This is a genomic window from Sphingomonas sp. RS2018, from assembly GCF_054489605.1.
This window is the reverse complement of the sequence record NZ_JBTMWL010000003.1, coordinates 123524-149634: the sequence shown is the minus strand read 5'-3', so window position 1 is coordinate 149634 and position 26111 is coordinate 123524. Positions and strand designations below refer to the sequence as shown.

Here is a 26111-nt window from a genome sequence, read left to right as displayed (position 1 = left end):
GCGTGGCGCGTGGCAGCGTCGGCTTGCCCGGCTAACCTCTCACGCCTTCTCCAGCGTGCATTGCAGCGGGTGCTGGTTCTGGCGGGCGAAGTCCATGACCTGGCCGACCTTCGTTTCCGCAACCTCGTAACTGAAGGTGCCGCAGACGCCGACGCCCTTCTGGTGAACGTGGAGCATCACCTGCGTCGCTTCCTCGGTCGTCATGCGGAAGAAGCGCTGGAGGCACAGGACGACGAATTCCATCGGCGTGTAATCGTCGTTCAGCATCAGCACGCGGTAGGGCGTGGGTTGCTTCGTCTTCGCGCGGGTGCGGGTGGCGACGCCGAGCGACTGATTGTCGTCGTCGTCGCGGTGGTCGTCACCGGATCGGGGGGGGAATGGCATCGTCACGCCGCCAAAATATGCGCAGCCGCCGGGCGGGGCAAGTGGAACGGGACGGATCGCGCAAATGCGTACGCTATCGACATGAAGGTATCGACACCAGAAAGGGGCGGCCGCGCATACTTCGCGCGACCGCCCCTGCCCTTGCGTGACGATCGCCGCGCGCCCCTTCACGCGCCGCGACCGTCAAACCATGATGTCGCTTACGCGGCCGTCTTCACCTTCTCGACGGCGACGGCCATGCGGCTCGACAGCGGCTGGGCAGCGTCGCCGGCCAGCTTCATGAACGCTTCGGTCGACTTCGAGGTCTGCTGGACCATCTGGTCGAAGGCCGAACGCATGTAGTCGTTCTGCAGCTTGAAGAACTCGGTCGGCGACTTGACCGACGCCAGCGTGCGCAGGTTGGCGGTCATGCCCTCGAACGAGGTGCGCGTGTATTCGGCGGCGTCCTGACCCATGGTCTCGAAGCCCTTGGCGGCGATACGGGTCGATTCGACCAGCGCCTCGACGTTGCCCTTGGCGAATTCGCCCATGTCGGCGACGACCTTGCCGCCCTTTTCCAGCGCGCCCTTGGCGCGGTCGTTGAAGTCGTTCAGCGCCTTGGGCGATTCGAAAGCGGTTGCCATGAGAGTCACATCCTTCTGTGCGGTGGAAGCGACCGTCTCGGTCGCGGTGTCGACGGCGTCTGCCGTCTGCTGGACGGTTTCGGACACTGTGTCCGCGACCGTCTCAATCTGGGTTGCCGTCGCTTCGACGACGGGGGCCGCCGCCTCGACGACGGGCGCTGCCGACTGCGCCAGCGGCGCTGCGGCGGTGGCGACGGGCGTGCTGGCCGCCTTGTCGGCAGGCGCGGCGAGGATCGCGGGAATCGACGCGGTGGCAGCGACACCGGCCGAAGCCGGTTCGGCTGCTGCATCGTCCGCCGCCTGCTCGGCGATCGCGTCGACCTTCGCGAAGCCCTGCGGCGCCGATTTCGTCGATGCCGGGCGACGGACGCCGGCGTTCTTTACGGGCTTTGCCATGTTGAGCACCATCCAATTGTTGCGGTGCAGCAAATAGGCAGATTAACTCAGATTGCAAGCATTATTGTGCAGTGCAATATGTCCCTCATAATTCGGACGGCCTAGCGGGTGCGGACATAGTCACCCGGTGCCTCGGCCAGCGCCTTCAGCGCGCCCTTCCCCGGTATGCGCGCGCCCTTTGCCGCTACGTCATCGCCGCCCAAGGCACGGATCCAGTCGATCCAGTCGGGCCACCAGCTGCCCTTCGTCTCGGTCGCGCCGGCGACGAAATCGGCGAGCGTCGCGGCGGGCGATTCGTTCGTCCAATACTGGTATTTGCCCGCGGCCGGCGGGTTGACGACGCCGGCGATATGACCCGATCCGGCCAGCACGAAGCGCAACGTGCCGGCGAAATGGTCGGTAATCTTCCACACGCTTTCGGCCGGAGCGATATGATCCTCGCGCCCCGCCTGAACGTAGGACGGCGTCTGCACCTTGGTGAGGTCGAGCGGCACGCCCAGCACGCTAAGCGATCCGGGCACCGCCAGCCGATTGTCGCGGTAGAGATCGGTCAGATAGCTCTGGTGCCATTCGGCCGGCAGGTTGGTGACGTCGCCGTTCCAGTGCAGCAGGTCGAAGGGCACATAATCCTGCCCCATCAGATAATTGTTGCTGACGTAGTTCCAGATCAGGTCGCGCCCGCGCAGCAGGTTGAACGTGACCGCCATGTAGCGCCCGTCGAGATAACCATCGGTCGCCAGCGAGCGGATGAAGCCCAGTTGTTCGTCATCGACGAAATGCTGCAGTTCGCCCGCTGCGCTGAAATCGACCTGCGCGGTGAAGAAGGTGGCGCTGGCCGCCTTCTCCGCCTCGCCCCGCGCCGCCAGCACCGCGAGCGTCGCGGCAAGCGTGGTGCCCGCGACGCAATAGCCGATGGTGTGGACCGACGGCACGTCGAGCACGTCCCGGATCGTGTCGATCGCTTCGAGCTGCGCGGCGACGTAATCGTCCCACTGCACGTCGGCGAGCGAGGCGTCGGCGGACTTCCACGATACGACGAACACGCTCAGCCCCTGATCCACCGCCCAGGCGATGAAGCTCTTCTCGCGCGTCAGGTCGAGGATGTAGAAGCGATTGATCCACGGCGGGAAAATGACGAGCGGCGTCTTCAGCACGCGCTTCGTCGTCGGCGCATAGTGGATCAGTTCGTACAGGCGCGTGCGGTGGACGACCTTGCCCGGCGTGGTCGCTATGTTGCGGCCGATCTCGAACGCCTGCGTGTCGGTGTGGGTCAGCTGGCCGCGGCGAACGTCGGCGACCATGTTCTCCAGCCCCTTGAGCAGGCTTTCCCCCTTCGTCTCGACGATGCGGTTCAGCACCTGCGGGTTGGTGGCGGGGAAGTTGCTCGGGCTCATCGCATCGACGAAACCGCGCGTGGCGAAGCGCAGCCGCTCGCGCTGGGCGGGATCGATGCCCTCGATCGCGTCCACACCCTTCAGCAGATGGTCGGCGATCGTCAGATAGCTCTGGCGGATGAAGTCGAACACCGGCTGCTCGCGCCACTCGGGCGCCTTGAACCGGCGATCGCGCGCCTGTTCGGGCGTCTCGTCGAACGGCTGGGCATGGGCGGGATCGAGGAAACGCTGCCACAGCTTCATCGTGTCGCCCCAGAAATCCGCCGACGCCTGCATCAGCGCGGCGGTGTCTGGCACACCGGAAAAGGACGGGGGGGTGAAGGACGGGGCCGGAAACGCGGACCCGAACGGCGCGGCGGCGGGCGGCGCCTGTTTCGCCGCCTCCATGCCCGCTTCCATCATCAGCTGCTGCGCGCGGCCCAGCACCCATGTCCAGTGCTGCATATCGGCGAGACTCGGGGTCGGCGGGGTGGTTTCCGTCATCGCATCCTCTTCCGTTACGCTCCCTCTAGCGCCAAAAGCGCAGCGCGTCATTCCCGTGCGACCCCGCGTCGGCTAAGGAGGCGCATCCGAAAGGGAGACCGATGTCCGACGATTTCTACCGCATCAAGCGCCTGCCACCCTATGTCATCGCCGAAGTGAACGCGATGCGGGCCGGCGCGCGCGCGGCGGGTGAGGACATCATCGATCTCGGCATGGGCAATCCCGACCTGCCGCCGCCGCAGCATGTGCTCGACAAATTGTGCGAAGTCGCGATGAAGCCCGACGCGCACGGCTATTCGCAGTCGAAAGGGATTCCGGGACTGCGCCGCGCGCAGGCGAACTATTACGGCCGCCGTTTCGGCGTCGATCTCGACCCCGAGACAGAGGTCGTGGTGACGATGGGATCGAAGGAAGGGCTGGCCAGCCTCGCCACCGCGATCACCGCGCCGGGCGACGTCATCCTGGCGCCCAACCCGTCCTATCCGATCCACATGTTCGGCTTCATCATCGCCGGCGCCACGGTGCGCAGCGTGCCGACGACGCCGGACGAGAAATATTGGGAAGCGCTGGACCGCGCAATGGCCTTCACGGTGCCGCGCCCGAGCGTGCTGGTGGTCGGCTATCCGTCCAATCCGACCGCCGAGACGGTCGATCTCGCCTTCTACGAACGGCTCGTCGCCTGGGCGAAGGAGAACAAGGTCTGGGTGCTCAGCGACCTCGCCTATTCCGAGCTCTATTACGACGGCAATCCGACGCCCTCGATCCTGCAGGTGCCGGGCGCGAAGGACGTGGCGGTGGAGTTCACCTCGCTCAGCAAGACCTATTCGATGGCGGGCTGGCGGATCGGCTTCGCGGTGGGCAACCCGAAGCTGATCGCGGCGCTGACGCGGGTGAAGTCGTATCTCGATTACGGTGCGTTCACGCCGATCCAGGCGGCGGCGTGCGCGGCGCTGAACGGCCCGCAGGACATTGTGGCGAAGAACCGCGAACTCTATCACAAGCGCCGCGACGTGCTGGTCGAAAGCTTCGCGCGCGCCGGATGGGACATACCGGCGCCCAAGGCGTCGATGTTCGCCTGGGCCCCCCTGCCCCCGGCGCTGAAGGACATGGGGAGTCTCGAATTTTCCAAGCAGCTGCTGACCCATGCCAAGGTCGCGGTGGCACCGGGCGTCGGCTACGGCGAGGACGGCGAAGGCTATGTCCGCATCGCGCTGGTCGAGAACGAACAGCGGCTGCGCCAGGCGGCACGCAACGTGAAGAAGTATCTGGCGAGCATGGGGGTCAACGCGGGCGCGAAGGCAGCGGGGTGATCGGCGGCGGGCCGGCGTTGCGGCCGGCCCCCGCTAACGCCGGGAAGAAAATGGTGCTGCCGGTGAGGATTGAACTCACGACCTCAGCCTTACCAAGGATGCGCTCTACCACTGAGCTACGGCAGCACTCGCCTGTTGGCGGGAGGCGGCTCAAGAGCGGATCGTCGGATGATTGTCAAGGCGAGAGCGACGGGTTTATGCGCTTCGCCATGGCAAAGGACGATAAACAGGCCCGACTGGCCGAGGCGCTGCGGGCAAACCTGCGGCGGCGCAAGGCGCAGGCGCGGGCCGGGGCGGACGCGGTGGGCGCCGATGCTGCAGGCGATGCCGGTGCGCCCGTCACTGAGGATGGCGCGGATCAGCCGCCGAAGTAGCGGGTCGCGGCGACGGCGCCATCGCCGATGACGCCGCCGATCAGATACACGATCACAACCGCCGCGATCACCGCGCCGCAGTGCATCAGCGATTCGCCTAAGCGATAGGTGCGCACTTCCCGATCAACCATGTCCGGTCCTCTCCATCGAGCGCCGGGCCGATCTTTTCGACGACCTCGGCGTGGTACGCATTGAGCCACCCGATTTCGTTTGGCGTCAATAGGGTAGCGTCGATCAGGTCGCGTTCGATCGGGGTGAAGGTGAGCGTCTCGAAACCCAGCATCGGCTCGGTTCCGCCCGGAATCGCGCGCGGGACGACCAGTACGAGGTTCTCGATGCGGATGCCGTATTCGCCCGCCTTGTAATAGCCGGGCTCGTTCGAAAGCAGCATGCCGGCACGCAAGGGTTCGGCGGGGCCGGAGCCGCCATAGTTGAACTTGGCGATCCGCTGCGGCCCTTCATGCACCGACAGATAGGCGCCGACGCCGTGACCGACGCCGTGCGCGAAGTCGAGACCGGCCTCCCACAGCGGGCGGCGGGCGAAGGAATCGATCTGGCCGCCGGCCGTGCCGTCCGGGAAGATCGCAGTGGCGATGGCGATATGCCCCTTCAACACGCGGGTGAAGCGGTCGCGCATTTCGGGCGTCGGCGGACCGATGGGCAGGACGCGGGTGATGTCGGTGGTGCCGTCGGGCCACTGGCCGCCCGAATCGATCAGGTAGAGCTCACCCGGCGTGATCGTCGCGTTCGATGCCGCATCGGCCTTGTAGTGCGGGCTGGCGCCGTGCGCGCCGGTGGCGGAGATGGTGTCGAACGAGAGGTCGACGGCGCCCGCGGCGCGGCGCAGGCTTTCGAGGTGATCGGAAGCGGCGATCTCGGTCAGGCCGCCCTTCGGCGCCTCCCCGGCCACCCAGCGCAGGAAGCGCGCCATTACCGCACCGTCGCGAAGCTGGGCGGCGCGGTGGCCGGTCATTTCCGCCGCGTTCTTGATCGCGCGGGGCAGCACGGTCGGGTCGCGCGTCGCGACGATCGCGGCGCCACCCTCCTCCAGCGCGGCGAAGATCGCGGCGACCGAGCGTTCGGGATCGACCGCGACGCGCTTGCCCGACAGCGTCCGCAGCGCGTCGGCGAAATCCGTCCGGTCATGGACGCGCACGGCGTTGCCGAGATGCTGCGCGACCGCATCCGACATCTTCTCGGGCGCGACGAACAGGTCGGCGGTGCCGTCGGCATGCACCAGCGCGAAGGCGAGGCCGACCGGCGTGTGCGCGACGTCGGTGCCGCGGACGTTGAAGGTCCACGCGATCGAATCGAGCGCGGCGATCACGGTCGCGTCCGCGCCCTGCCCGCCCAGCCAGTCGGCAATGTCGGCACGCTTCGCGGCCGACGCGCGGCCGGTGACCTCGTCCGGCTGCACCGCGAGCGTGGCGAGCGAGGGCTGCGGCCGGTCGTGCCACACCGCATCGACCGGGTTCGCCGGCACCGCGACCAGCGTCGCGTCGATCGCGTCGAGTTTCGCCCGCGTATCCTCGACCCAGGCGCGGGTATGGAGCCACGGGTCGTAGCCGATGCGCGCGCCGGCGGCGGCATTGGCGGACAGCCAGTCTTCGATCGTGGTGGCCGGCACATCGACATAGGCATAGTCGTCGCCCGACACCTGCTGGCGCACCTGCAGCGTGTAGCGGCCATCAGTAAAGATGCCGGCGCGGTCCGCGAGCACCGCGGCGCTGCCGGCCGAGCCCTGGAACCCGGTCAGCCATTCCAGCCGGCGCGCATAGCTGCCGACATATTCGGACATATGTTCGTCGGTCAGCGGGACGACGAAGCCGTCGAGGCCGCTGCGGGCAAGTTCGGCGCGCAGCGAGGCCAGGCGGGCGGAATGATCGGTCATCCGCCCCCTATAAACCGGCGGTGACGGGCTTAGGAAGCGCGACTGCCGGCTCCCGCGCGAACGCTCAATGCAATATTAACGAAGTCGGGCGCTATAAAGGCGCCGGCCCCACAGCCGCGTAATGCTTAAAGCGACGTGCGATTTCGAAACGAGCGTCAAAACGGGGAGCACCGATGCTCTCGCTTCGTCGCATTTCCGACGACGTTTTGGCGTTCGACCGTAAAAGAAACACAGTTGACGGCGAATATCCATGCAACTTTTGAGGAATAACGCGGTTACCAAGATCATGGGGGAAAAAATGTCATCCGCGAAGAGGCCAGCCAAGGGGACCTTCCTGTCTTCGGGCAAGAGCCGTCTGATGATCCTGCCCGTGCTCGTCGCCGGTGCGGGTGCCGCCGGCATGCTGACGGTGCCCCAGTTGAGCCAGGCCGGCGCCGCCGTGGCGGCCGCGCTGCGTCATCCGCTGTCGATCCTGGGCGAGCGTTCGCCCGGTGAGCGCGCGGCAGGCGCATTGACCCAGACGAAGCTCGCCAAGGGCAATCCGCGCGCACCGCGTGCCGCGGGCAAGGGTGGACCGAGCGAGCGCGTGCTGTCGACGGTCCGCACGCCGGAATCGCCGATCGACGGCAACATCATCTATCCGGCCGCTCCCGAATTCGCCGGCATCCCCGGCGCGGTAGCGGGACCGACCGACGTCGGCCCCGGACCGCAGCCGAGCAACCCGGTGCTGGGCATCGTCCCTTCCAATCCGTTCACGCCCGGTTTCGTGATCGGCGGCGGCGGTGGTGGCGGTGGCGACGTCACGCCGACGCCAACCCCGACCCCGATCGCGTCGGCCACGCCAACCCCGGTGCCGACCGCAACCCCAACGCCTGCGCCGACCGCGACGCCGACGCCGGCGCCCACGGCGACCCCGACGCCGGTGCCTACCGCGACGCCGACCCCGGTTCCGACGGCCACGCCGACTCCGGTGCCGACCGTCGCCCCGACCCCGGTGCCGACGGCAACGCCGACTCCGGTGCCGACCTCCACGCCGACGCCGGTCCCCACACCGACGCCGACCCCGACGCCCGTGGTGACGCCGACGCCGTTCCCGACCGATTTCCCGACGCCGATCCCGACCCCGATCGTGACACCGACTCCGGTCGGCGCGATCCCCGAGCCGGCGACGTGGCTGTCGATGCTGATCGGCTTCTTCGCGATCGGCTATACCATCCGCCGACGCCTGACCGGTGCCGGCAAGAGCCTTGCGCCCAAGGCCTGACCGCAGTCGTTGACATGATCGCCGGCGGGAGCAATCTGCCGGTCGATCGGTCGCGATCCGCAGGAGTTTGAGGCGCGATGCGTGTCGCCGGTTATGTCGTTCTGAGCGCGTTGCTGTGTGTCGCCGCATTCTTCGGCGCACGCTGGATCGGCGAGGATCGCCGCGTACCGCCCCCGCCCCCGGTCGTCATCCCTGCGCCCGTCACCGGCACGCGCATCGTCTATCCGGCGACCGACGAGCCGGTACTGACCCTGCCCGACGGTCAGACCCGGACCGTCCACAGCGTGTTGAACGTCACGCGCAAGCTGAACTTCGGCGACTATCTGTGGGATGAAGCCGGCGTCGACCGCGGCCCCGTGTGGGTGCGCGTCGATCTGGCGCGGCAGATGCTGTCGGTGTTCCGCGACGGGCACGAGATCGGTTCGGCCGTCATCCTGTTCGGCACGGACGGCAAGCCGACGCCGAGCGGCGTCTTTCCGATCCTGCAGAAGGCCGCGCAGCACCGCTCGTCGCTCTATGATGCGGAGATGCCCTATATGCTGCGGCTGACCGGCGACGGCGTCGCCGTGCATGCGAGCGCGGTGCGCCGCGGATCTGCGACGCACGGCTGCATCGGCGTGCCGATCGCGTTCGCGCAGAAGCTGTTCGATCAGGTACAGCGCGGCGATCTGGTGGCGATCCTGCCGGCGACGTGAGGCGGTGCGAGTATCCGCGCCGCTCAAAGACCATTGAAGCCGGTTGAGCCGTGCGCTTCAGCAAGCACTTCGCGGAAATGCCCTTCGACTTCGATTAGGGCGAGCGGGTTAGCGGACCTGTCGACGCTCTTCGTCACCGATACGATCGCCCGTAACGCTGGGCTACCCCCGCGCGGGAGCACGGCAAGTGTCACTATGCGCCCCATTCCCCGGCGAAGGCCCGGTTTCAGGTGCGGGCGCTTTCCGCAATCAGGCAGCCCGTTGGAACAGTGCCCCGGCTTTCGCCGGGGCACGTCGGCGTCATAACGTTCTGAAAACCGGCAATTTAGAGTTACCTCCCGGCTAACCCTTGCCGTGAACCCGGCAAAAACCTGCCGCTGCCATAGTGCCCACTCCCCGATGAGTGAGGCGTATGTCGTGACGATCGGAAACGCAAAGCAATGGCTGGTGACGCTGGGTGCGCTGCTGTCGGCACCGCTGCTGACCGGTGCGAATGGCGTGGACGGGATGTACGAGATCCGCATCCTCGCCGCGCACAACAAGGAGCGGGCGACCGCCGATCTCGCGCCGCTGCGCTGGGATCCGGCGCTGGCCGAGTCCGCCAAAGCGTGGGCGAACCACCTGGCCGCGACCGATGCGTTCGAGCATGCGCCCGAATCGCGTAAACCCCAGGGCGAGAATCTGTGGGCGGGAACGCGCGGCTATTACGGGCTGGAGCGCCAGATCGACGCCTGGGTGCGCGAGAAGAAGTATTTCCGGTCCGGCATCTTTCCAAACAACAGCACCACCGGACGGGTCGGCGACGTCGGACACTATACGCAGCTGATGTGGCGCGAGACGCAGGCGGTCGGCTGCGCGACGGTGACGGGGCGCACGGACGATTATCTGGTCTGCCGGTACAGCAATGCGGGCAATTATCGCGGCCAGATCCCGTTCTGACCCTTCAGGCCGCTCTCGACTGATCGTACGCCGGGCGGCTAGAGCCGCGGCATGACCCTGACCCCGCCCGTCGCCGCCCGCCGCCCCTCCACCACCACGCATCACGGCATCGACCTGTCCGACGACTGGGCGTGGCTGCGCGATGCGGGCTACCCCAAGGTCGAGGACCGCGCGGTGCTCGACTATCTGGAGGCGGAGAACGCTTACTTCGACGGCGTAATGGCGCCGCTGAAGCCGCTGACCGACACGCTGTTCGCCGAGATGCGCGGGCGGATCAAGGAGGACGACGCCACCGTCCCCCAGAAGGATGGCGACTGGATCTACTGGTCGGATTTCGAAACCGGGGGCGAATATCGGCGGTGGTGGCGGAAGCCCGTTGCCGGCGGTGACGATCAGCTGATCCTCGACGAGCCGGCGCTCGCCAAGGGCAAGGACTATTTCCGCCTGGGCGGGCTGTCGGTCAGCAACGACGGCCGGCTGATGGCCTATGCCACCGACACCGACGGGTCGGAGCGGTTCGAGGTGCGGGTGAAGGATCTGACGACGGGAGAGCTGCTGCCCGACGTCATCCCCGGTATCCTGAGCGACATCGTCTGGAGCGGCGACGACGCGGGCTTCCTCTACGGCCTCGCCAACGAACAGTGGCGCACGGACAATGCGCGCTATCACCGGCTCGGCACCGATCCGGCCGAGGACGTCGAACTGTATCACGAGGATGACGAGGGCTACCGCGTGTCGGTCGGCGAGACGTCGTCGCGCAAATGGATCGTCATCGCGACCGGCGACCATGTGACGAGCGAGGTGCGGCTGCTGCCCGCCGACAACGTCTTCGCCGAGCCGATCCTCGTCGCGCCGCGCCAGTCGGGCCGCGAGTATGACGTGGACGAGCATGACGGCACGCTGTTCATCCACACCAACGACACCGACCCGATGTGGCGCCTGGTCACCGCCCCCATCGCGCGGCCGGGCGAATGGACCGAGCGGATCGCAGCCTCGCCGAAATTCTACATGACCGGCGTCGCCACCTTCGCCGATTTCTTCGTGGTGGAGGGGCGCGAGGACGGGCTCGATCAGATCGAGATCCGTTATTACGACGGCCGCCCACATCGCCGCATCGCCTTTCCCGAGGCAAGCTATGTCACCGGCCTCGGCGACAATCCCGAATGGGCGGTCGAGACGCTGCGGCTCAGCTATCAGTCGATGGTCACGCCGGGCACCGTCTACGACTATGACGTGGCGGGCGACGCGCTGACCGTACGCAAGGTGCAGACGATTCCGAGCGGCTATGACGGGACGAAATATGCGACCGAGCGGCTGAAGATCGTCGCGCGCGACGGGACCGAGGTGCCCTGCTCCGTCGTCTATCCGCGCGACTTCCCGAAGGACGGGTCGGGCAAGCTCTATCTCTATGCCTATGGCGCCTATGGCCATGCCATCCCGCCGGGCTTCTCGGCGGCGCGCATGTCCTATCTCGACCGCGGGATGGCGTTCGCGATCGCGCATATCCGCGGCGGCGATGACCTGGGCCAGCAATGGTATCACGACGGCAAGCTGACGAAGCGGACCAACACGTTCAACGACTTCGTCGATGTGGCGAAGGGGCTGATCGAGCGCGGCTTCACCCATGCCGGCGGCATCGCCATCGCCGGGGGATCGGCGGGCGGCGAGCTGATGGGTGCCGTCGTCAATTCCGATCCGGAGCTGTGGGGCGCGGTGGTGGCGGACGTGCCGTTCGTCGATGTGCTCAACACGATGCTGGACGCGACGCTGCCGCTGACGCCGGGCGAATGGCCCGAATGGGGCAACCCGATCGAGGACAAGGCGGCGTTCGAGCTGATCCGCAGCTACTCGCCCTATGATAACGTGAAGCCGCAGGCGTATCCGCCGCTGTTCATCAGCGGTGGCCTCAACGATCCGCGCGTGACCTATTGGGAACCGGCGAAGTGGGCGGCCAAGCTGCGCGCGACCAAGACCGACGATAACGTCCTACTGCTCAAGACCAACATGGGCGCGGGCCATGGCGGCAAGTCGGGACGGTGGGAGAGCCTGAAGGAAGCGGCGGAGGAGATGGCGTTCGTGCTGTGGCAGCTGGGGGTGGAGAAGTGATCGCGCTCGCGTTGATATTGCAGGCGGCGACCACGCCGCTGCCGGTCGTGAAGGTGCCGACCGCGGAACAGGCCGAACTCGGTCGACAGGTCGCGGCCTCCGGCACGTTCGGACGACTGGCACCGCTGATGGTGCGGCAGCAGACGGATGAGATGGTGCGCGACACGCCCGGGCTGACGCTGGCGGAGAAGGCCCAACTCGGCACGATCGCCGCATCGACGGGCAAGGCGACGATCGACCGGATCATCGGCATGATGGGCGTCGCCTATGCCGAGGGGCTGTCGGCGGACGACATGCGCGCGATCATCGCGTTCAACCGCACCGGTGCCGCACAACGCTATCGCGCCGCCGAACCCAACGCGATGGCGATCGCTGTACGGACGATGGGGACGCTGGATTTCAAACGCGACGTGATGAAGGCGTTCTGCGCGAAGACCGGCAAGGGGTGTCCGCCGACGAAGTAGGTTCGCCGTCAGGCCCCCTCGCGCTCCAGCAAATCCTCGACGCTCAGGCCCAGCAGCACGATGTGATCCTTCACGCGCGGCCACATGCCGGCAAGGAAGCGCTCGCGCTCGGCGACGCGCAGGCGCTCGACTGCGCCGGGCAGCACGAACATGCCGACGCCGCGACGGACCTCGACATAGCCGTCGTCTTGGAAACTCTGATACGCCTTCGCCACGGTCAGCGGATTCGCACCCTGTTCGGCGGCATAGGCGCGCACGGAGGGTAGCTGGTCCCCGCCGCGGTAGTCGCCACGCAGGATGGCGGCGGCGATGCCGGCGCGCAGCTTCAGGTAAACGGGGCTGTCGTCATGCTCCAGGGCTGTCATGCCGACATAATACAGTGTTGCGGCGGGCCGTCAATTCGCCCTACCATTGGCGTACGACGGCGGACGCTTCCGGACGCGGGCGTTCGTCAAGCGGGCGACTGGGACTGCCGATGAAGACGAAGCCGGCGATCCGCTCCCCCGCCCCGCCGAACGCATCGCGCACCGCCTCGCTATAGGCGGGCCAGCCGGTCAGCCAGCCGCCGACGTAGCCGTGCGCGGTCGCCGCGTTCAGGAGTTGCATGCAGGCCGCACCCGCCGACAGCTCCTGCTCCCACAGCGGGATCTTGCTGCCAGCGACCGGCGCCGACAGCACGACGACGAGCGTCGGCGCCTGTCGCGCGAACTGGTCCATCGCCTCAATCTCCAGCCGCCCCGCCCCGGGCTTTTCGGCGCGATAGGCGTCGGTCAGCAGCGCGGACAGCGCATCGCGGCGGTCCGGACCGACGACGACGAAGCGCCACGGGGCGAGTTTGCCGTGGTCGGGCACCCGTGCGGCGATCGAAAGGATCGCGTGAAGCTCGGCACCGGTCGGGCCGGGCGCGATCATGTCGCGCGGCTTGCCCGAGCGGCGGGTGGCGAGGAGCGATGCGGGCGAGGACAGGTCGTTGAACATGCGCGCGAGATAAGCATGGCGCGCGGGGTGGCAAGCGGTGACACGCCACGCGGCATCGGCGATATCGGATGCATGAGGATCATCCTGGCCCTGATGTTGCTAAGCGCCTGCTCGCCGCAGGCCCCTGCCCCCGGCCCGTCGCCGACGCCGCGCGCGGCACCGGCCAAACTGGTCGTCGCGTTCGGCGACAGCCTGTACGCGGGCTATGGCGTGCTGCCGCAGCAGGCGTTTCCGTACCGGCTGGAACAGGCATTGAAGGCGCGCGGCCTGTCGGTCGAGGTGCGCAATGCCGGCGTGTCCGGGGAGACGACGGCGGGGGGCCGTGCGCGGCTGGCGTCGGCGCTCGGGGGGCTGGGACGCACGCCGGATCTGGTGCTGGTGGGGCTGGGCGGGAACGACATGCTGCTGGGCATCGACCCGGCGACGACGCGCGCGAACCTCGATTCGATCTGTGCGGAGCTGACGCGGCGCGGTATCCTGATCGTGCTGACCGGCATGGTCGCAGCACCGCAGCGGGGGGCGGAGTATGCGCAGGCGTTCGACCCGATCTGGCGGGATCTGGCGAGGCGCTATGACGCCGGGCTCGATCCATTCTTTTTAGCGGGCTTGGTGGGCAATCGGCGGCTGATGCTGGCGGATGGACTGCATCCGGCGCCGGCGGGGATCGAGCGTATTACCGCGCGGGTGGCGCCGCTGGTGGCAGCGCGGTTGGAGTAGCCTTGCGGCTGGTTGAACAAGTTTCGGCCCATTCGCTCAATTCCCGTTCGCCCTGAGCGAAGTCGAAGGGCAGCTCGCCGTAAAGTGCTTCGACTGCGCTCAGCACGAACGGGAAGTAGACACGTCCGACAGCGCCGGAGCACGTGGCGCCCTACAGCGTCACCCCACGCTTCCAGATCGCGATCTCGCGCTCGCCGTTGCGCTCCGCCTTCGTGGCGCTGCCCGAGGCGATGCCGGTGACCAGATCGAGCAGCGCGTCGGTCGCGCCGTCGCCTTCGGTGAGCACGCGCCCCGCGTCGAAGTCGATCCAGTTGGGCTTGCGCTCCGCCAGCGCGGTGTTCGATGCGATCTTGATCGTCGGCACCGGGAAACCGAGCGGCGTACCGCGCCCGGTGGTGAACAGGATCGCGGTCGCGCCCGCCGCCGCCAACGCGGTGCAGGATACCGCATCGTTGCCCGGCGCCTCCAGCAGGGTGAGGCCGGTGCGGCGCACGCGCTCGCCGTAATGGCGCACGTCGGTGACGGTGGCGCGCCCCGCCTTCTGCACCGCGCCCAGCGACTTTTCCTCCAGCGTGGTGATGCCGCCGGCGATGTTGCCGGGCGACGGATTCTCCGACACGGGCTCGCCATGCGCGACGAAATAGCCCTTGAAGCCGTTCACCAGCGCGACAATGCCGTCGAATACGTCTTCGCTGGTGGCGCGGTCCATCAGCAGCTGTTCGGCGCCGAACACTTCCGGAATCTCCGTCAGGATCGCGGCGCCACCCGCCCCCGTCACCGCATCGCTCATCCGGCCGACCAGCGGATTGGCGGTGAGGCCCGAGAAGCCGTCCGACCCGCCGCACTTCACGCCCAGCACCAGGTCTGACAGCGGCACCGGTTCGCGCGCCGCACCGCCTACCTGCGCGACCAGATCGGCGACATGCGCCAGCCCCTCCGCCACTTCGTCGGTCGAGGTCTGCGCGCGCACGGTGCGGATGCGCGGGTGTGCCGAAGGGTCGATCGCCGCCATCAGCCGGTCGAGCTGGTTCGATTCGCAACCCAGCCCGACCAGCACGACGCCCGCGGCATTGGGATGCTGCGCCAGCGCGGCGAGAATCGCGGTGGTGCCGTCGAGGTCGTCGCCAAGCTGCGAACAGCCATAGGGATGGACCAGCGCCTGCACCCCGTCGATCGTGCCGGCGTGGAGCGCGTCGGCGGCCTGCGCGATCTTCTGCGCGGTGCGCGCGACGCAGCCGACGGTCGGGATCACCCAGATCTCGTTGCGCGTCGCCACCCGCCCGTCGGCCCGGCGATAGCCGAGGAAGCTGCGCGTCGAGGGCGCGGGCGGCTCGGGCGACAGCGGCGCGTAGCGATAGGCGCCGCTGGTCGCGAGCGCGGTACGGACGTTGTGGACATGGACATGCTCGCCCGCCGCGATGGCGCGCGTCGCGATGCCGATCGGATAGCCGAACTTCAGCACCGGCGCGCCCGCCGCCAGATCGCGCAGCGCGAACTTGTGGCCGAACGCGATATCCTGACGCAGCACGACGCCCTCCCCCGTCTCGCCGGACGCAAGCGGCCGCAGCGCGGTGGCGACATCGTCGCGCGGATCGATGCGAAAGGTCGCGCGCGGCGCGACGGCGGTCGACGTTTCGGTCATGACACCGCTGTACCGCCGCGGTCGCCGTCTGTCGAACGCGCGCGGTCGCCAAACCCATGCGAAATATGCATCGTGACCTGCGCAGCCCGGTTACGGTCTCGGGCGTTCATGCCGCGGAAACGAGGAACAGGCGATGACGGAAGCGAAGTCCGGAACGGTTCATTACGACGGTGCGTCGGGCGGCTTCGGCTCGGTCAAGGGCATGGTCAAGACGCTGCTACGCGAACGGTCGTCGCCGGGCGCGCTCGCCACGCTGGCGGTGCAGAACAAAACCGGCGGCTATATGTGTTCGTCCTGCGCCTGGGGGAAGCCGGCCCATCCGCATACGTTCGAATTCTGCGAGAACGGCGCGAAGGCGACGATCTGGGATCTGACGCGCGATCGCTGCACGCCGGCGTTCTTCGCGAACACCAGCGTGACGGAGCTGCGCGACTGGTCGGACCATGATCTGGAAATGGTCGGGCGGCTGACCACGCCGCTGCGCTACGATGCGGCAAGCGACCGCTATGTCGAATGTTCGTGGGACGAGGCGTTCGCGGGCATCGCCGCCGCACTGAAGCCGCTCAATCCGAAATCGGCGATCTTCTACGCATCGGGCAAGGCGTCGCTGGAGACCAGCTACCTCTGGGCACTGCTGGCGCGGGCGTATGGCAACAACAACCTGCCCGACAGTTCGAACATGTGCCACGAGACGACGTCGGTCGCGCTGAAGAAGGTGATCGGCTCGCCGGTCGGCACCTGCGTGCTCGAGGATTTCGAGCATTGCGACGCGATCCTGTATTTCGGGCAAAATCCGGGCACCAATAGCCCACGCTTCCTGCATCCCTTGCAGGACGCGGTGAAGCGCGGGTGCAAGATCATCGTGTTCAATCCGGTGAAGGAAGTCGGGTTGATTCGCTTCGTCGATCCGCAGAACCCGCTGCAGATGCTGACGCAACAGCCGACGCAGCTGGCGCATCAGTATCTGCAGGTGCGGCCCGGCGGCGACATCGCCGCGGTGATGGGGCTGGTGAAGCGCGTGCTGGAGCGCGACGCGCAAGCGCTGGCGGCGGGGAAGCCCAGCGTGCTCGACCCGGACTTCCTCGACCAGCATACGACCGGTTGGGAGGAATTCCGCAATCACGCCCTGGCGATCTCGTGGGAGCAGATCGAGCGAAACTCGGGGCTGAAACGCGCCGATCTGGAAGCGGCGGGCGACGTCTATGTCGCGGCGGAGCGCACGATCGCGGTGTACGGCATGGGCCTGACCCAGCATGTCCATGGATCGCAGAGCATCCAGATGGTCGTCAACCTGATGCTGATGAAGGGCAATATCGGTCGGCAGGGTGCCGGCATGTGCCCGGTTCGCGGCCACAGCAACGTGCAGGGCCAGCGCACGGTCGGCATTTCGGAGAAGCCCGAGCTGGTGCCGCTCGACAAGCTGGCCGAGCAGTTCGCCTTCGATCCGCCGCGCGACGAGGGGCATACCACGGTCACCGCGTGCGAGGGCGTCCGCGACGGATCGGTGAAGGCGTTCCTTAGCCTCGGCGGCAATTTCCTGCGCGCCGCCCCCGACAGCGCCGCGCTGGAGCCCGACTGGGCCCAGCTCGACCTGACCGTCTCGATCGCGACCAAGCTCAATCGCAGCCATACGGTGCCGGGCAAGCAGGCCTATCTGCTCCCCTGCCTCGTCCGCGCAGAGGAGGACATGCAGGCGGGCGGGCGCCAGTCGGTGACGATGGAGGACAGCTTCAGCCACATCCACGGATCGTGGGGCAAACGATCGCCCGCATCGCCGCTTCTGAAGTCCGAGCTGGCGATCATCGCTGGCCTGGCGCAGGCACTGCTGCTGCCGAACCCGCAGATGCGCTGGGCGGACTGGACCGGCGACTATGCGTTGGTGCGCGACTGCATCGCCGAAACCTATCCCGAAGAGTTCCACGACTTCAACAAGCGGATGTGGCAGCCGGGCGGCTTCTACCGCGGCAACAGCGCGCGCGAACGCGTGTGGAAGACGGAGAGCGAGAAGGCCGAGTTCACGACGCCGACCGTGCTGTCGGCGGCGGGCGTCGGCGATGCGGACGGGCGCTTCCACCTCGTCACCATGCGCTCCAACGACCAGTTTAACACCACCATCTACGGCCACGACGACCGGCTGCGCGGCCTGTCGGGATCGCGGATGATCGTGCTGATGAACCCCGCCGACATCGAACGGCAGGGATTGCGCGCGGGCCAAATGGTGACGCTGGCCGGCGATGCGGAGGACGGCGTACGCCGCGCAGTGGCGGGGCTAAAGGTGACGCCGTTCGACCTGCCCGACGGCTGCGTCGGAGCCTATTATCCGGAAGCGAACCCGCTGGTGCCGCTCTGGTATCACGACAAGGAGTCGAAGACACCGGCGTCGAAGAGCGTGCCGGTACGGGTGGAGGTTTGAGGGGGCGGCATTGCCCGTCACTCAATGCCGACGATCACGTGTGCCGATTCGACAAGGGAAGTCTTTGGTCATTTGCAGGCTGTGCCTACCCGCGCATAAGGTCTGCACCGATGACAGAGGGTTGAGGATAGATGGACACCCGCATAGCGTCGATCGATGATGCAGCAGCGATGAGCCGAGTGCTACGCGAGATAATCGAAAATACAGGTCGAGAGCGGCCCAACGACGAAGCGTTCGTGGTCCGGCAGTATCTCGCCAACCCGGCCAGTATTCGTTGCACGGTAGCGGTTGACGACGAAGGGAATGTTGTTGGCTTTCAGTCGCTGGTGAAAGCGGAAGCGGGCAATCGTTACGACGTCCCGTCCGGCTGGGGAATCATCGGCACCCACATCAGCCCATGCGCACACCGGCAAGGTGTAGGGAGCGCGCTTTTTCGATCTAGCGGAGAGGCGGCAAAACAAGCGGCACTCGAGAAAATCGATGCCTATATCGGCGCCGATAATCCCTCTGGCCTCCGATACTATGAGGCTATGGGCTTCCGAACCTACCGCACGCAGGAAGGCGTCGTGCAAAAGGTATATTCAGTCGGGTAGCACCGTAAGCCACCGCTTTCTCGCTTCCCAATTGTTTGTAGACAGCCCGTCCCCCTACCCCACCCGCTCCCTTACCAACGACTCCACCACGGACGGGTCGGCCAGCGTCGATGTGTCGCCGAGCGCGCCGACTTCGCCTTCGGCGATCTTGCGGAGGATGCGGCGCATGATCTTTCCGCTGCGGGTCTTGGGCAGGCCCGGCGCGAATTGCAGCGCGTCCGGGGTGGCGATCGGGCCGATCTCCTTCCTGACCCACTGGCGCAGTTCGGTGCGCAATTCGTCAGACGGCTCGGCATCAGCGTTCAGCGTCACGAAGGCGTAGATGCCCTGCCCCTTCACGTCGTGCGGCATGCCGACGACCGCGGCTTCGGCGACATGGGTGTGGGCGACCAGCGCGCTTTCGACCTCGGCGGTGCCCATGCGGTGGCCGCTGACGTTGATGACGTCGTCAACGCGGCCGGTGATCCAGTAGTACCCGTCCTCGTCACGACGGCAGCCGTCGCCAGTGAAATATTTGCCCGGGTAGGTGGTGAAATAGGTCTGGAAGAACCGGTCGTGATCGCCCCACACGGTGCGCATCTGACCCGGCCAGCTGTCGGTGAGCACGAGGTTCCCCTCGACCGCGCCGTCCAGCACCTGCCCCTCCGCATCGACGATCTGCGGGAAGACGCCGGGCAGCGGCTTCGTCGCGCTGCCGGGTTTGAGTGGCGTCGCGTGCGGCAGCGGGGAGATGAGGATGCCGCCCGTCTCCGTCTGCCACCAGGTGTCGACCACCGGGCAACGGCCGTCGCCGACGACGCGGTGATACCACTCCCACGCTTCCGGATTGATCGGCTCGCCGACCGATCCGAGCAGGCGCAGACTCTGCCGGCTGTACGCCGTGACCCACGCATCGCCCTCCCGCATCAGCGCGCGGATCGCGGTCGGCGCGGTGTAGAGGATGTTGACGCCCAGCCGGTCGATCGTCTCCCAAAGCCGCCCGTGATCGGGATAGTTCGGCACGCCGTCGAACATCACCGTCGTCGCGCCGTTGGCGAGCGGGCCGTAGACGACATAGCTGTGCCCGGTAACCCAGCCGATGTCGGCGGTGCACCAGAAGATTTCGCCCGACCGGTAATCGAACACGTCGGCGAAGGTCTTCGCCGCCCAGACGAGATAGCCGCCGGTGGTGTGCAGCACGCCCTTCGGCTTGCCGGTCGATCCGGATGTGTAGAGGATGAACAGCGGGTCCTCCGCATTCATCGGTTCGGGCGCGCAATCGTCGGACACGCCGGCCATCGCTTCGTCGAGCCAGACATCGCGGCCCGCGACCATCGGCACGTCGGCGCCGGTGCGCTTCAGGACCAGGACGGTGTTCACGTCGGGGCAGCGCTCCAGCGCGGCATCGACATTGGCCTTCAGCGGAATGCGCTTGCCGCCGCGGCGGCCTTCGTCGGCCGTGATGACCAGCGTCGAACCGCAATCCTCGATCCGGCCCGCCAGGCTGTCGGGGGAGAAGCCGCCGAACACGATCGAATGCACCGCGCCGATCCGCGCGCAGGCGAGCATCGCCGCCGCCGCCTCCGGCACCATCGGCAGATAGAGGGTGACGCGATCACCCTTCGCGACGCCGTGCGCCTTCAGCACGTTGGCGATGCGGCAGGTGTCGCGGTGCAAGTCGCGGTAGGTGATGCGCCGCGTCTCGCCGGGCTCGTCGCCCTCCCACACGATCGCGACATCGTCGCCGCGCGTGGCGAGATGGCGGTCGAGGCAGTTGGCCGACAGGTTGAGCGTGCCGTCCGCGAACCAGCGGATGCGGAAATCGGCTTCGGCGAACGACACGTCCTTCACGGTGGAAAACGGCGCGATCCAGTCGATCCGCGCCGCCTCGTCCCGCCAATAGCCGTCCGGATCGGCGGCGGCGCGGGCGTATTGGCGCTCATACTCGGCGGTGTCGATCGTCACCCGGTTCGCCGTCATGCTCATCCTCTCTCGCGTCTTGCTTTGCACGGTCTATCGCGGTTCGGATTGCGGTTGTGAAGGGCGGGTGATGTCCGGGTTTGAGGCTGGCCGAATCATGACTATCTGCGCAGTATGACGACAGCGCCTCCGACCACCACCCGCCGTACCCTGTTGCGCGGCGGCGCGGGGCTGGCCGCGGCGGGCGCGTTGCCGGCCTGGGCGCAGAGCGGGACGGCGGGGCTGGCCGCACCCGCCCTCCCCGTGCTGTCGGGCGAGGACATCCGCCTGCGCATCGCCCACCAGATGATCGAGATCGACGGCCGGCGCGGGCATGCGATCGGCATCAACGGCAGCGTGCCCGCGCCGCTGATCCGGTTGCGCGAAGGGCAGCGGGTCCGGCTGCACGTCGAGAATGCGCTGGACGAGACGACCTCGCTGCACTGGCACGGGCTGATCCTGCCGTTCCATATGGACGGCGTGCCGGGCGTGAGCTTCCCCGGCATCGCAGCCGGCACGACCTTCACCTACGACTTCCCGGTCGTGCAGTCGGGCACCTACTGGTATCACAGCCATTCGGGATTGCAGGAGCAGATGGGGCTTTATGGCCCGATCGTGATCGATCCCGCCGGCGCGGAGCCGGTGCCGACGGACCGCGAGCATGTCATCCTGCTTTCCGACTACAGCTTCCGTCATCCGCATGCGATCTTCACCCGGCTGAAGCAGCAGGGCGGCTATTACAACTACCAGAAGCTGACGGCGGGCGATGGCGAGCCGGTGTCGGGAGAGACGCGACGCGAATGGGCGCGGATGCGGATGGACCCGACCGATATCGCCGACGTGACGGGGGCCGAGTACCGCTTCCTCGTCAACGGGCATGGGCCCCGGGACGGCTGGACGGCGCTGTTCAGGCCCGGCGAACGGGTGCGGCTGCGCATCGTCAACGGCTCGGCGATGACGAGCTTCAACGTGCGGATACCGGGGCTCAAGCTGACGGTGGTCGCCGCAGACGGCCTGCCGGTCCGCCCGGTGCCGGTGGACGAATTCCAGATCGCGGTCGCCGAAACCTATGACGTGATCGTCGAGCCGGCGGAGGACCGGGCCTATCCGCTGGTGGCGGAGTCGATCGACCGGTCGGGCATGGCGCTGGCGACGCTCGCGCCGCGCATGGGCATGCGCGCGGTGACCCCGCCGCTGCGCAAGCGTGCGGTGCTGACGATGGCGGACATGGGCATGGCCGGTATGGCGGGCATGGGCCACGACATGGCGGGCATGGATCATGGTGCCGCACTCATGCAGCATTCGATGCGCGACTTCTCGAACGCGCCGGGTGTCGCGAAGACCGCGACCGTGCAGACGATCTCGCCCATGCCGGTCGACCGGATGGGCGATCCGGGCATCGGCCTGTCCGACGTCGGGCACCGGGTGCTGACCTATCGCGACCTGATCGCCGCGGCGCCGAACCCCGACACGCGACCGCCGGGGCGCGAACTGCGCATCCACCTGACCGGCAACATGGAACGCTATATGTGGGCGTTCGACGGCGTGAAGCTGTCCGAAGTGACCAAGCCGATAGCGTTCACGCAAGGCGAGCGCGTGCGCGTCGTGCTGGTCAACGACACGATGATGGCGCACCCGATCCACCTGCACGGGCATTTCTTCGAACTGGCGACCGGCCACGGCGACCATGCCCCGCGCAAGCATACCGTCAACGTCCAGCCCGGCGGCACCGCGGCGTTCGACCTGACCGCCGATGCGGTCGGCGACTGGGCGTTCCATTGCCACATGCTCTACCACATGCATGCGGGCATGATGCAGGTGGTGACGGTGCGCCCGGCGGGGGATGCGGCATGACGCTGGCGTTCGCGATCGCGCTAATGACGCAGACCTGTTCGCCTCAGCATGCCGCGATGGGGCATTGTGCGATGACGATGCCGATGCCCAAGGCGCCCGCCGTGAAGGCGAAGCCTGCGCGCAGGGTGACGCCGGCAGTGCGGAAAGCGCGACCGCAAGCCGCCGCTCTGCCACCCGCAGCGACCCCTACAGAAGCTGCGTCCATGTCGATGCCGATGCCCGCCGCGCCCGAGGCCGCAGCCGCCTGCGCGCCGGAACATGCGGCGATGGGACACTGCACGCCGACCGCGCCCGCAGCGATCGGCAACGCCCCGCCGCCACCTTCCGTCCCCGCCACCTATGCCGACCGCATCTGGGGTGCAGCCGCGATGGCGCCGTCGCGCGACCTGCTGCGGCGCGAGCACGGCGGGGGGCGGTTCAGCCGTATCATGCTCGACCGGGCCGAGATCGATCCCACCGATGACGGCTATCGCTGGGATGCGGACGCCTGGTTGGGTGGCGACATCGACCGGCTGGTGGTGAAGACCGAGGGCAAAGGCCGCGCGCGGCTGGAGCAGGCGGAGGTGACCGCGCTCTACAGCCGCGCGGTTGGGCCGTATTTCAACGTGCAGGCGGGTGTGCGCCACGACCTGCGGCCCGAACCCTCACGCACGCATGTGGTCTTGGGGGTCGAGGGTCTGGCGCCCTATTGGTTCGACGTGGAAGCGCACGCGTTCCTGTCTACGAAGGGCGAACTGCGCGCGGAAGTGTCGGCGGATTACGACCAGCGCATCACCCAGCGACTAATCCTGCAACCGCGGGTGGAGGTCGACCTGTCGGCGCAGGATATTCCGGCGCTCGGTGTGGCGGCGGGGATGTCGGGGGCGGAGCTTGGATTGCGGCTGCGCTATGAAATCGCTCGGGAATTCGCGCCGTATGTGGGGGTGGTGCACGAGCGGCGGTGGGGTAGTGGAGGCGATACGTCGACCGGGGTGGTGCTTGGGGTGCGGGCCTGGTTCTGAAGCACCAGTCCATTCACCGTTCGTGCTGAGCTTGTCGAAGCACTGCCCTTCTTCCGAACCGGGCGCTTTCGGCATGAAGAAGGGCAGCCCCCTTCGACTGCCTGCCAAGGCAGGCGCTCAGGACAGGCTTCTACAAGCTCAGGGCGAACGGTGGCGGTGACGTTACCGCACCCCCAGCAGCTTGTGCGTCTGCAGCGACAGCCGCCACTTCGGCCGCGCCATCGCGAAGTCGAGTGCGGCGGCCAGGTTTGCGGGCGCCTGCGCGTCGTCCATCGGCTGGACAAGGAAATTAGCGAAGTCCCACGCCTCCATCGCGTCCGAGTCGCTGCCCACCTGCGGCCACACCAGCTTCAGCTCGTCGCCTCGCGTCTGGACGACGGTGCTGCCCGCCTTCGGGCTGATGCACACCCAGTCGATGCGCGGATGCGCGGGGAGCGTGCCGTTGCTCTCCATCGCGATGCGGAAACCCTGCGCGTGAAGCGCGTCGACGACGCCGTCGTCGATCTGGAGCATCGGCTCGCCCCCGGTCAGCACGACGAAGCGGTGGTCGCGGCCCGGCCCCCAGGCGTCCGCGACCGCCTGCGCCAGTGCGGCCCCATCGGCGAAGCGCCCGCCGCCGTCACCGTCCACCCCGACGAAATCGGTGTCGCAGAAGCGGCATACCGCGGTCGCGCGATCCTGCTCGCGGCCCGACCACAGGTTGCACCCGGCGAAGCGCACGAACACCGCGCGGCGACCGGCGTTCACACCCTCCCCCTGCACGGTCAGGAACAGTTCCTTGACGGCGTAGCTCATGGCGCGGGGGCGTAGACCGTCGGATCGGGGATACCGGCCTCGACATAGCCCTTCGCGCGCAGGCGGCAGCTGTCGCACCGGCCGCAATGGACGCCGCCGGGCGCGGGATCGTAGCACGACCAGCTGAGCCCGGCGTCGAGCCCGAGCCGCAGCGCTTCGGCGGCGATCTGCGCCTTGGTCATATGCTGCAAGGGCGCGCGGATGCGGAACGGGCGACCCTCGACCCCCGCCTTGGTCGCGAGTTCGGCCATCCCCTCGAACGCCGCGATGAATTCGGGGCGGCAGTCGGGATAGCCCGAATAGTCGAGCGCGTTGACGCCGATATAGATGTCGCGCGCGCCCGCCGCCTCCGCCCAGGCGAGCGCCAGGCTGAGGAACACCGTGTTGCGCGCGGGGACGTAGGTGACGGGAATGCCCGGCTGCACGCCGTCCTTCGGCACGGCGATGTCGTCGGTCAGCGCAGATCCGCCGAACGCGGAGAGGTCGAGCGGCAGGACGATGTGGCGCTCGACGTCCAGCATATGCGCGACGCGACGTGCGGCGGCGAGTTCGACACGGTGGCGCTGGTTATAGTCGAACGACAGCGCGAACAGGCGATGCCCGTCCTCCTTCGCGCGGCCGGCGGACACCATCGAGTCCAGCCCCCCGGACAGGAGGACGATAGCAAAGGTCGGATCTGGCATATCGTTTCGCTACGCGCCTGTCGCGCTCATCGCAACGCCGCCAACGACGAAAGGGCCGCCCGAGGGCAGCCCAGTGTCAGCCAAAGCTAGGGATGTGCCGTCAAGCACCAGCATTTCCTACGCGCCGCAGGGTTAACCCGCGGTTACCGATGCCGACGAAATCGAATCGAGCGGGATCGGGAAGTTGGTCGCGCAGAAGGCGCAGTCGACGACGATATTGCCCGCCGCGTCCGCCATGTCGGCGCGATCCTCTGGCGGGAACTTCGCCAGCACCTGCGCGACATAGGCGGGATCGCAGCGACAGCCACGCAACAGCGGCGTCGCGGCGAGCACGCGCACCTCCCGCTCCTCATTGAACAGCCGCCAGACGAGCGTCTCCAGCGGCAGCGCGGCGTCGGTCAATTCCTCCGCCCCCACCGTCTCGCCGAGCGCGACGACATGATCCCATTCGGGGTGATCCATCCGCACATGCAGCCGCTCGCGCCCCACCTCGCCCTCGGGCAGATGTTGCAGGAAGATGCCGCCGGCGACGCGCTGGCCGTCGTCGCTGCGGGTCGCGCCGACGCGGATCAGGCTCGGGATTTGCTCCGACTGCAGGAAATACATCTCCGCCGCCGAGGCGAGCGTATCGCCGTCCAGCGGCACGATGCCCTGATAGCGTTCGCCCGACGTCACCTGATCGAAGGTGATCGCCAGATGCCCGGTGCCGAACAGCGCGTAGAGCGACGGCGCCTCGCCCGCCTCGACCAGCCGGTCGGCGTCATACTGGACATAGCCGCGCAGCTCGCCGTCGCGGTAGTCGGCGACCAGCAGCGATACGACCCCGCCGGTCGCCTGCGCCTGCAGCGTCAGCTGGCCCTGCGCATCCTTCAGCAGCGTGCCGAGCAGCGCGGTCAGCGTCAGCGCCTCGACCAACACCGCCTCGATCGCCGGCGGATAGGCGTGGGCGGCGACGATCGAGTCGACGAGCGGCCCCAGCCGCACCACGCGCCCGCGGGCGTGGCGATCGGGCAGCGTGAAGCCGAGCGCGCGGTCGAGATCGGGGAGGGTCGGGGTGTCGGTCATGATGCTCTCTCACCCGTTGGTCACGAGCTTGTCGAAGAACCGCTCTTCGATCGGCCGGCGCAACGCTCGCGGCACGAAGTACGGTGCTTCAACAAACTCAGCACGAACG

Annotated in this window: 24 protein-coding genes and 1 tRNA gene; 12 read left to right on the top strand and 13 right to left on the bottom strand. The window is 67.5% G+C overall.

Features of this window, described 5'->3' with window-relative positions:
- Positions 1–39: 39 nt before the first annotated feature.
- The 3 genes from clpS to ACX40P_RS10000 all read right to left on the bottom strand — a co-directional run bounded on the left by clpS (position 40) and on the right by ACX40P_RS10000 (position 3280).
- On the bottom strand, positions 40–384 hold the full coding sequence (gene clpS, locus ACX40P_RS10010; RefSeq protein ID WP_459126195.1) for an ATP-dependent Clp protease adapter ClpS: 345 nt from the start codon (positions 382–384) through the stop codon (positions 40–42).
- Between the two features lie 200 nt (positions 385–584).
- Entirely contained in the window at positions 585–1403 is an 819-nt protein-coding gene (locus ACX40P_RS10005) for a phasin family protein (protein ID WP_459126194.1), read from the bottom strand.
- Between the two features lie 101 nt (positions 1404–1504).
- Positions 1505–3280: a PHA/PHB synthase family protein gene (locus tag ACX40P_RS10000; protein WP_459126193.1), complete on the bottom strand. Its 1776-nt coding sequence runs from the start codon at positions 3278–3280 to the stop codon at positions 1505–1507.
- Between the two features lie 101 nt (positions 3281–3381).
- Between ACX40P_RS10000 and ACX40P_RS09995 the strand changes: the two genes are divergently transcribed.
- Positions 3382–4590, top strand: coding sequence for an LL-diaminopimelate aminotransferase (locus ACX40P_RS09995; RefSeq protein ID WP_459126192.1), 1209 nt, complete (start codon positions 3382–3384; stop codon positions 4588–4590).
- A 51-nt stretch (positions 4591–4641) separates the two neighbouring features.
- Here the strand turns inward: ACX40P_RS09995 and ACX40P_RS09990 are convergent.
- Positions 4642–4716, bottom strand: a tRNA-Thr gene (locus ACX40P_RS09990).
- A gap of 83 nt (positions 4717–4799) precedes the next feature.
- Between ACX40P_RS09990 and ACX40P_RS09985 the strand changes: the two genes are divergently transcribed.
- The gene (locus tag ACX40P_RS09985; protein WP_459126668.1) at positions 4800–4964 is read left to right on the top strand and encodes a hypothetical protein; all 165 of its coding nucleotides are present in this window, start codon (positions 4800–4802) and stop codon (positions 4962–4964) included.
- On the opposite strand, the gene ACX40P_RS09980 is transcribed toward ACX40P_RS09985, so the two are convergent.
- Together ACX40P_RS09980 and ACX40P_RS09975 are read right to left on the bottom strand one after the other, a co-directional pair.
- Positions 4949–5095 (bottom strand): hypothetical protein, encoded by a 147-nt coding sequence (locus ACX40P_RS09980; RefSeq protein ID WP_459126191.1) that lies wholly within the window; start codon positions 5093–5095, stop codon positions 4949–4951. The two genes, ACX40P_RS09985 and ACX40P_RS09980, sit on opposite strands and share 16 nt — an antisense overlap.
- Entirely contained in the window at positions 5062–6855 is a 1794-nt protein-coding gene (locus ACX40P_RS09975; protein WP_459126190.1) for an aminopeptidase P family protein, read from the bottom strand. Before ACX40P_RS09975 ends, ACX40P_RS09980 begins: the two co-directional genes overlap by 34 nt.
- 358 nt (positions 6856–7213) lie before the next feature.
- On the opposite strand from ACX40P_RS09975, the gene ACX40P_RS09970 reads away from it, so the two are divergent.
- The 5 genes from ACX40P_RS09970 to ACX40P_RS09950 all read left to right on the top strand — a co-directional run bounded on the left by ACX40P_RS09970 (position 7214) and on the right by ACX40P_RS09950 (position 12323).
- A complete protein-coding gene (locus tag ACX40P_RS09970; RefSeq protein ID WP_459126189.1) occupies positions 7214–8119 on the top strand; it encodes a PEP-CTERM sorting domain-containing protein in 906 nt (301 codons plus the stop codon).
- Positions 8120–8196: 77 nt separating this feature from the next.
- Positions 8197–8814, top strand: a complete 618-nt coding sequence (locus ACX40P_RS09965; protein ID WP_459126188.1) for a L,D-transpeptidase family protein — start codon at positions 8197–8199, stop codon at positions 8812–8814.
- A gap of 417 nt (positions 8815–9231) precedes the next feature.
- Positions 9232–9753, top strand: coding sequence for a CAP domain-containing protein (locus ACX40P_RS09960; protein WP_459126187.1), 522 nt, complete (start codon positions 9232–9234; stop codon positions 9751–9753).
- Positions 9754–9804: 51 nt separating this feature from the next.
- The gene (locus ACX40P_RS09955) at positions 9805–11859 is read left to right on the top strand and encodes a S9 family peptidase (RefSeq protein ID WP_459126186.1); all 2055 of its coding nucleotides are present in this window, start codon (positions 9805–9807) and stop codon (positions 11857–11859) included.
- Positions 11856–12323: a DUF2059 domain-containing protein gene (locus ACX40P_RS09950; RefSeq protein WP_459126185.1), complete on the top strand. Its 468-nt coding sequence runs from the start codon at positions 11856–11858 to the stop codon at positions 12321–12323. Before ACX40P_RS09955 ends, ACX40P_RS09950 begins: the two co-directional genes overlap by 4 nt.
- 8 nt (positions 12324–12331) lie before the next feature.
- Here the strand turns inward: ACX40P_RS09950 and ACX40P_RS09945 are convergent, their stop codons facing one another.
- A complete protein-coding gene (locus tag ACX40P_RS09945) occupies positions 12332–12688 on the bottom strand; it encodes a GntR family transcriptional regulator (RefSeq protein ID WP_459126184.1) in 357 nt (118 codons plus the stop codon).
- A 40-nt stretch (positions 12689–12728) separates the two neighbouring features.
- Positions 12729–13301 carry a nitroreductase family protein gene (locus tag ACX40P_RS09940; protein WP_459126183.1) on the bottom strand — a complete coding sequence of 191 codons (573 nt, stop codon included), beginning with the start codon at positions 13299–13301 and terminating at the stop codon, positions 12729–12731.
- Between the two features lie 72 nt (positions 13302–13373).
- On the opposite strand from ACX40P_RS09940, the gene ACX40P_RS09935 reads away from it, so the two are divergent.
- A complete protein-coding gene (locus ACX40P_RS09935; protein ID WP_459126182.1) occupies positions 13374–14018 on the top strand; it encodes an arylesterase in 645 nt (214 codons plus the stop codon).
- 151 nt (positions 14019–14169) lie between these two features.
- Here the strand turns inward: ACX40P_RS09935 and ACX40P_RS09930 are convergent, their stop codons facing one another.
- Complete coding sequence (locus tag ACX40P_RS09930) at positions 14170–15660, bottom strand: UxaA family hydrolase (RefSeq protein ID WP_459126181.1); 1491 nt, start codon at positions 15658–15660, stop codon at positions 14170–14172.
- A 133-nt stretch (positions 15661–15793) separates the two neighbouring features.
- Between ACX40P_RS09930 and ACX40P_RS09925 the strand changes: the two genes are divergently transcribed.
- Positions 15794–18073 (top strand): FdhF/YdeP family oxidoreductase, encoded by a 2280-nt coding sequence (locus ACX40P_RS09925; protein WP_459126180.1) that lies wholly within the window; start codon positions 15794–15796, stop codon positions 18071–18073.
- Positions 18074–18204: 131 nt separating this feature from the next.
- The gene (locus ACX40P_RS09920; protein ID WP_459126179.1) at positions 18205–18666 is read left to right on the top strand and encodes a GNAT family N-acetyltransferase; all 462 of its coding nucleotides are present in this window, start codon (positions 18205–18207) and stop codon (positions 18664–18666) included.
- Positions 18667–18720: 54 nt separating this feature from the next.
- Here the strand turns inward: ACX40P_RS09920 and acs are convergent, their stop codons facing one another.
- A complete protein-coding gene (acs, locus tag ACX40P_RS09915; protein WP_459126178.1) occupies positions 18721–20625 on the bottom strand; it encodes an acetate--CoA ligase in 1905 nt (634 codons plus the stop codon).
- Positions 20626–20739: 114 nt separating this feature from the next.
- Here acs and ACX40P_RS09910 point away from each other — a divergent pair, with 114 nt between their 5' ends.
- Positions 20740–22458: a copper resistance system multicopper oxidase gene (locus ACX40P_RS09910; protein WP_459126177.1), complete on the top strand. Its 1719-nt coding sequence runs from the start codon at positions 20740–20742 to the stop codon at positions 22456–22458.
- On the top strand, positions 22455–23459 hold the full coding sequence (locus tag ACX40P_RS09905; RefSeq protein ID WP_459126176.1) for a copper resistance protein B: 1005 nt from the start codon (positions 22455–22457) through the stop codon (positions 23457–23459). Before ACX40P_RS09910 ends, ACX40P_RS09905 begins: the two co-directional genes overlap by 4 nt.
- 162 nt (positions 23460–23621) lie before the next feature.
- On the opposite strand, the gene queE is transcribed toward ACX40P_RS09905, so the two are convergent.
- The 3 genes from queE to hslO form a co-directional block, all read right to left on the bottom strand.
- A complete protein-coding gene (queE, locus tag ACX40P_RS09900; protein WP_459126175.1) occupies positions 23622–24254 on the bottom strand; it encodes a 7-carboxy-7-deazaguanine synthase in 633 nt (210 codons plus the stop codon).
- Complete coding sequence (gene queC, locus ACX40P_RS09895; protein WP_459126174.1) at positions 24251–24937, bottom strand: 7-cyano-7-deazaguanine synthase QueC; 687 nt, start codon at positions 24935–24937, stop codon at positions 24251–24253. The genes queE and queC overlap by 4 nt, the downstream gene beginning before the upstream one ends.
- 132 nt (positions 24938–25069) lie before the next feature.
- Positions 25070–26002, bottom strand: a complete 933-nt coding sequence (gene hslO / locus ACX40P_RS09890; RefSeq protein ID WP_459126173.1) for an Hsp33 family molecular chaperone HslO — start codon at positions 26000–26002, stop codon at positions 25070–25072.
- Positions 26003–26111: the final 109 nt, after the last annotated feature.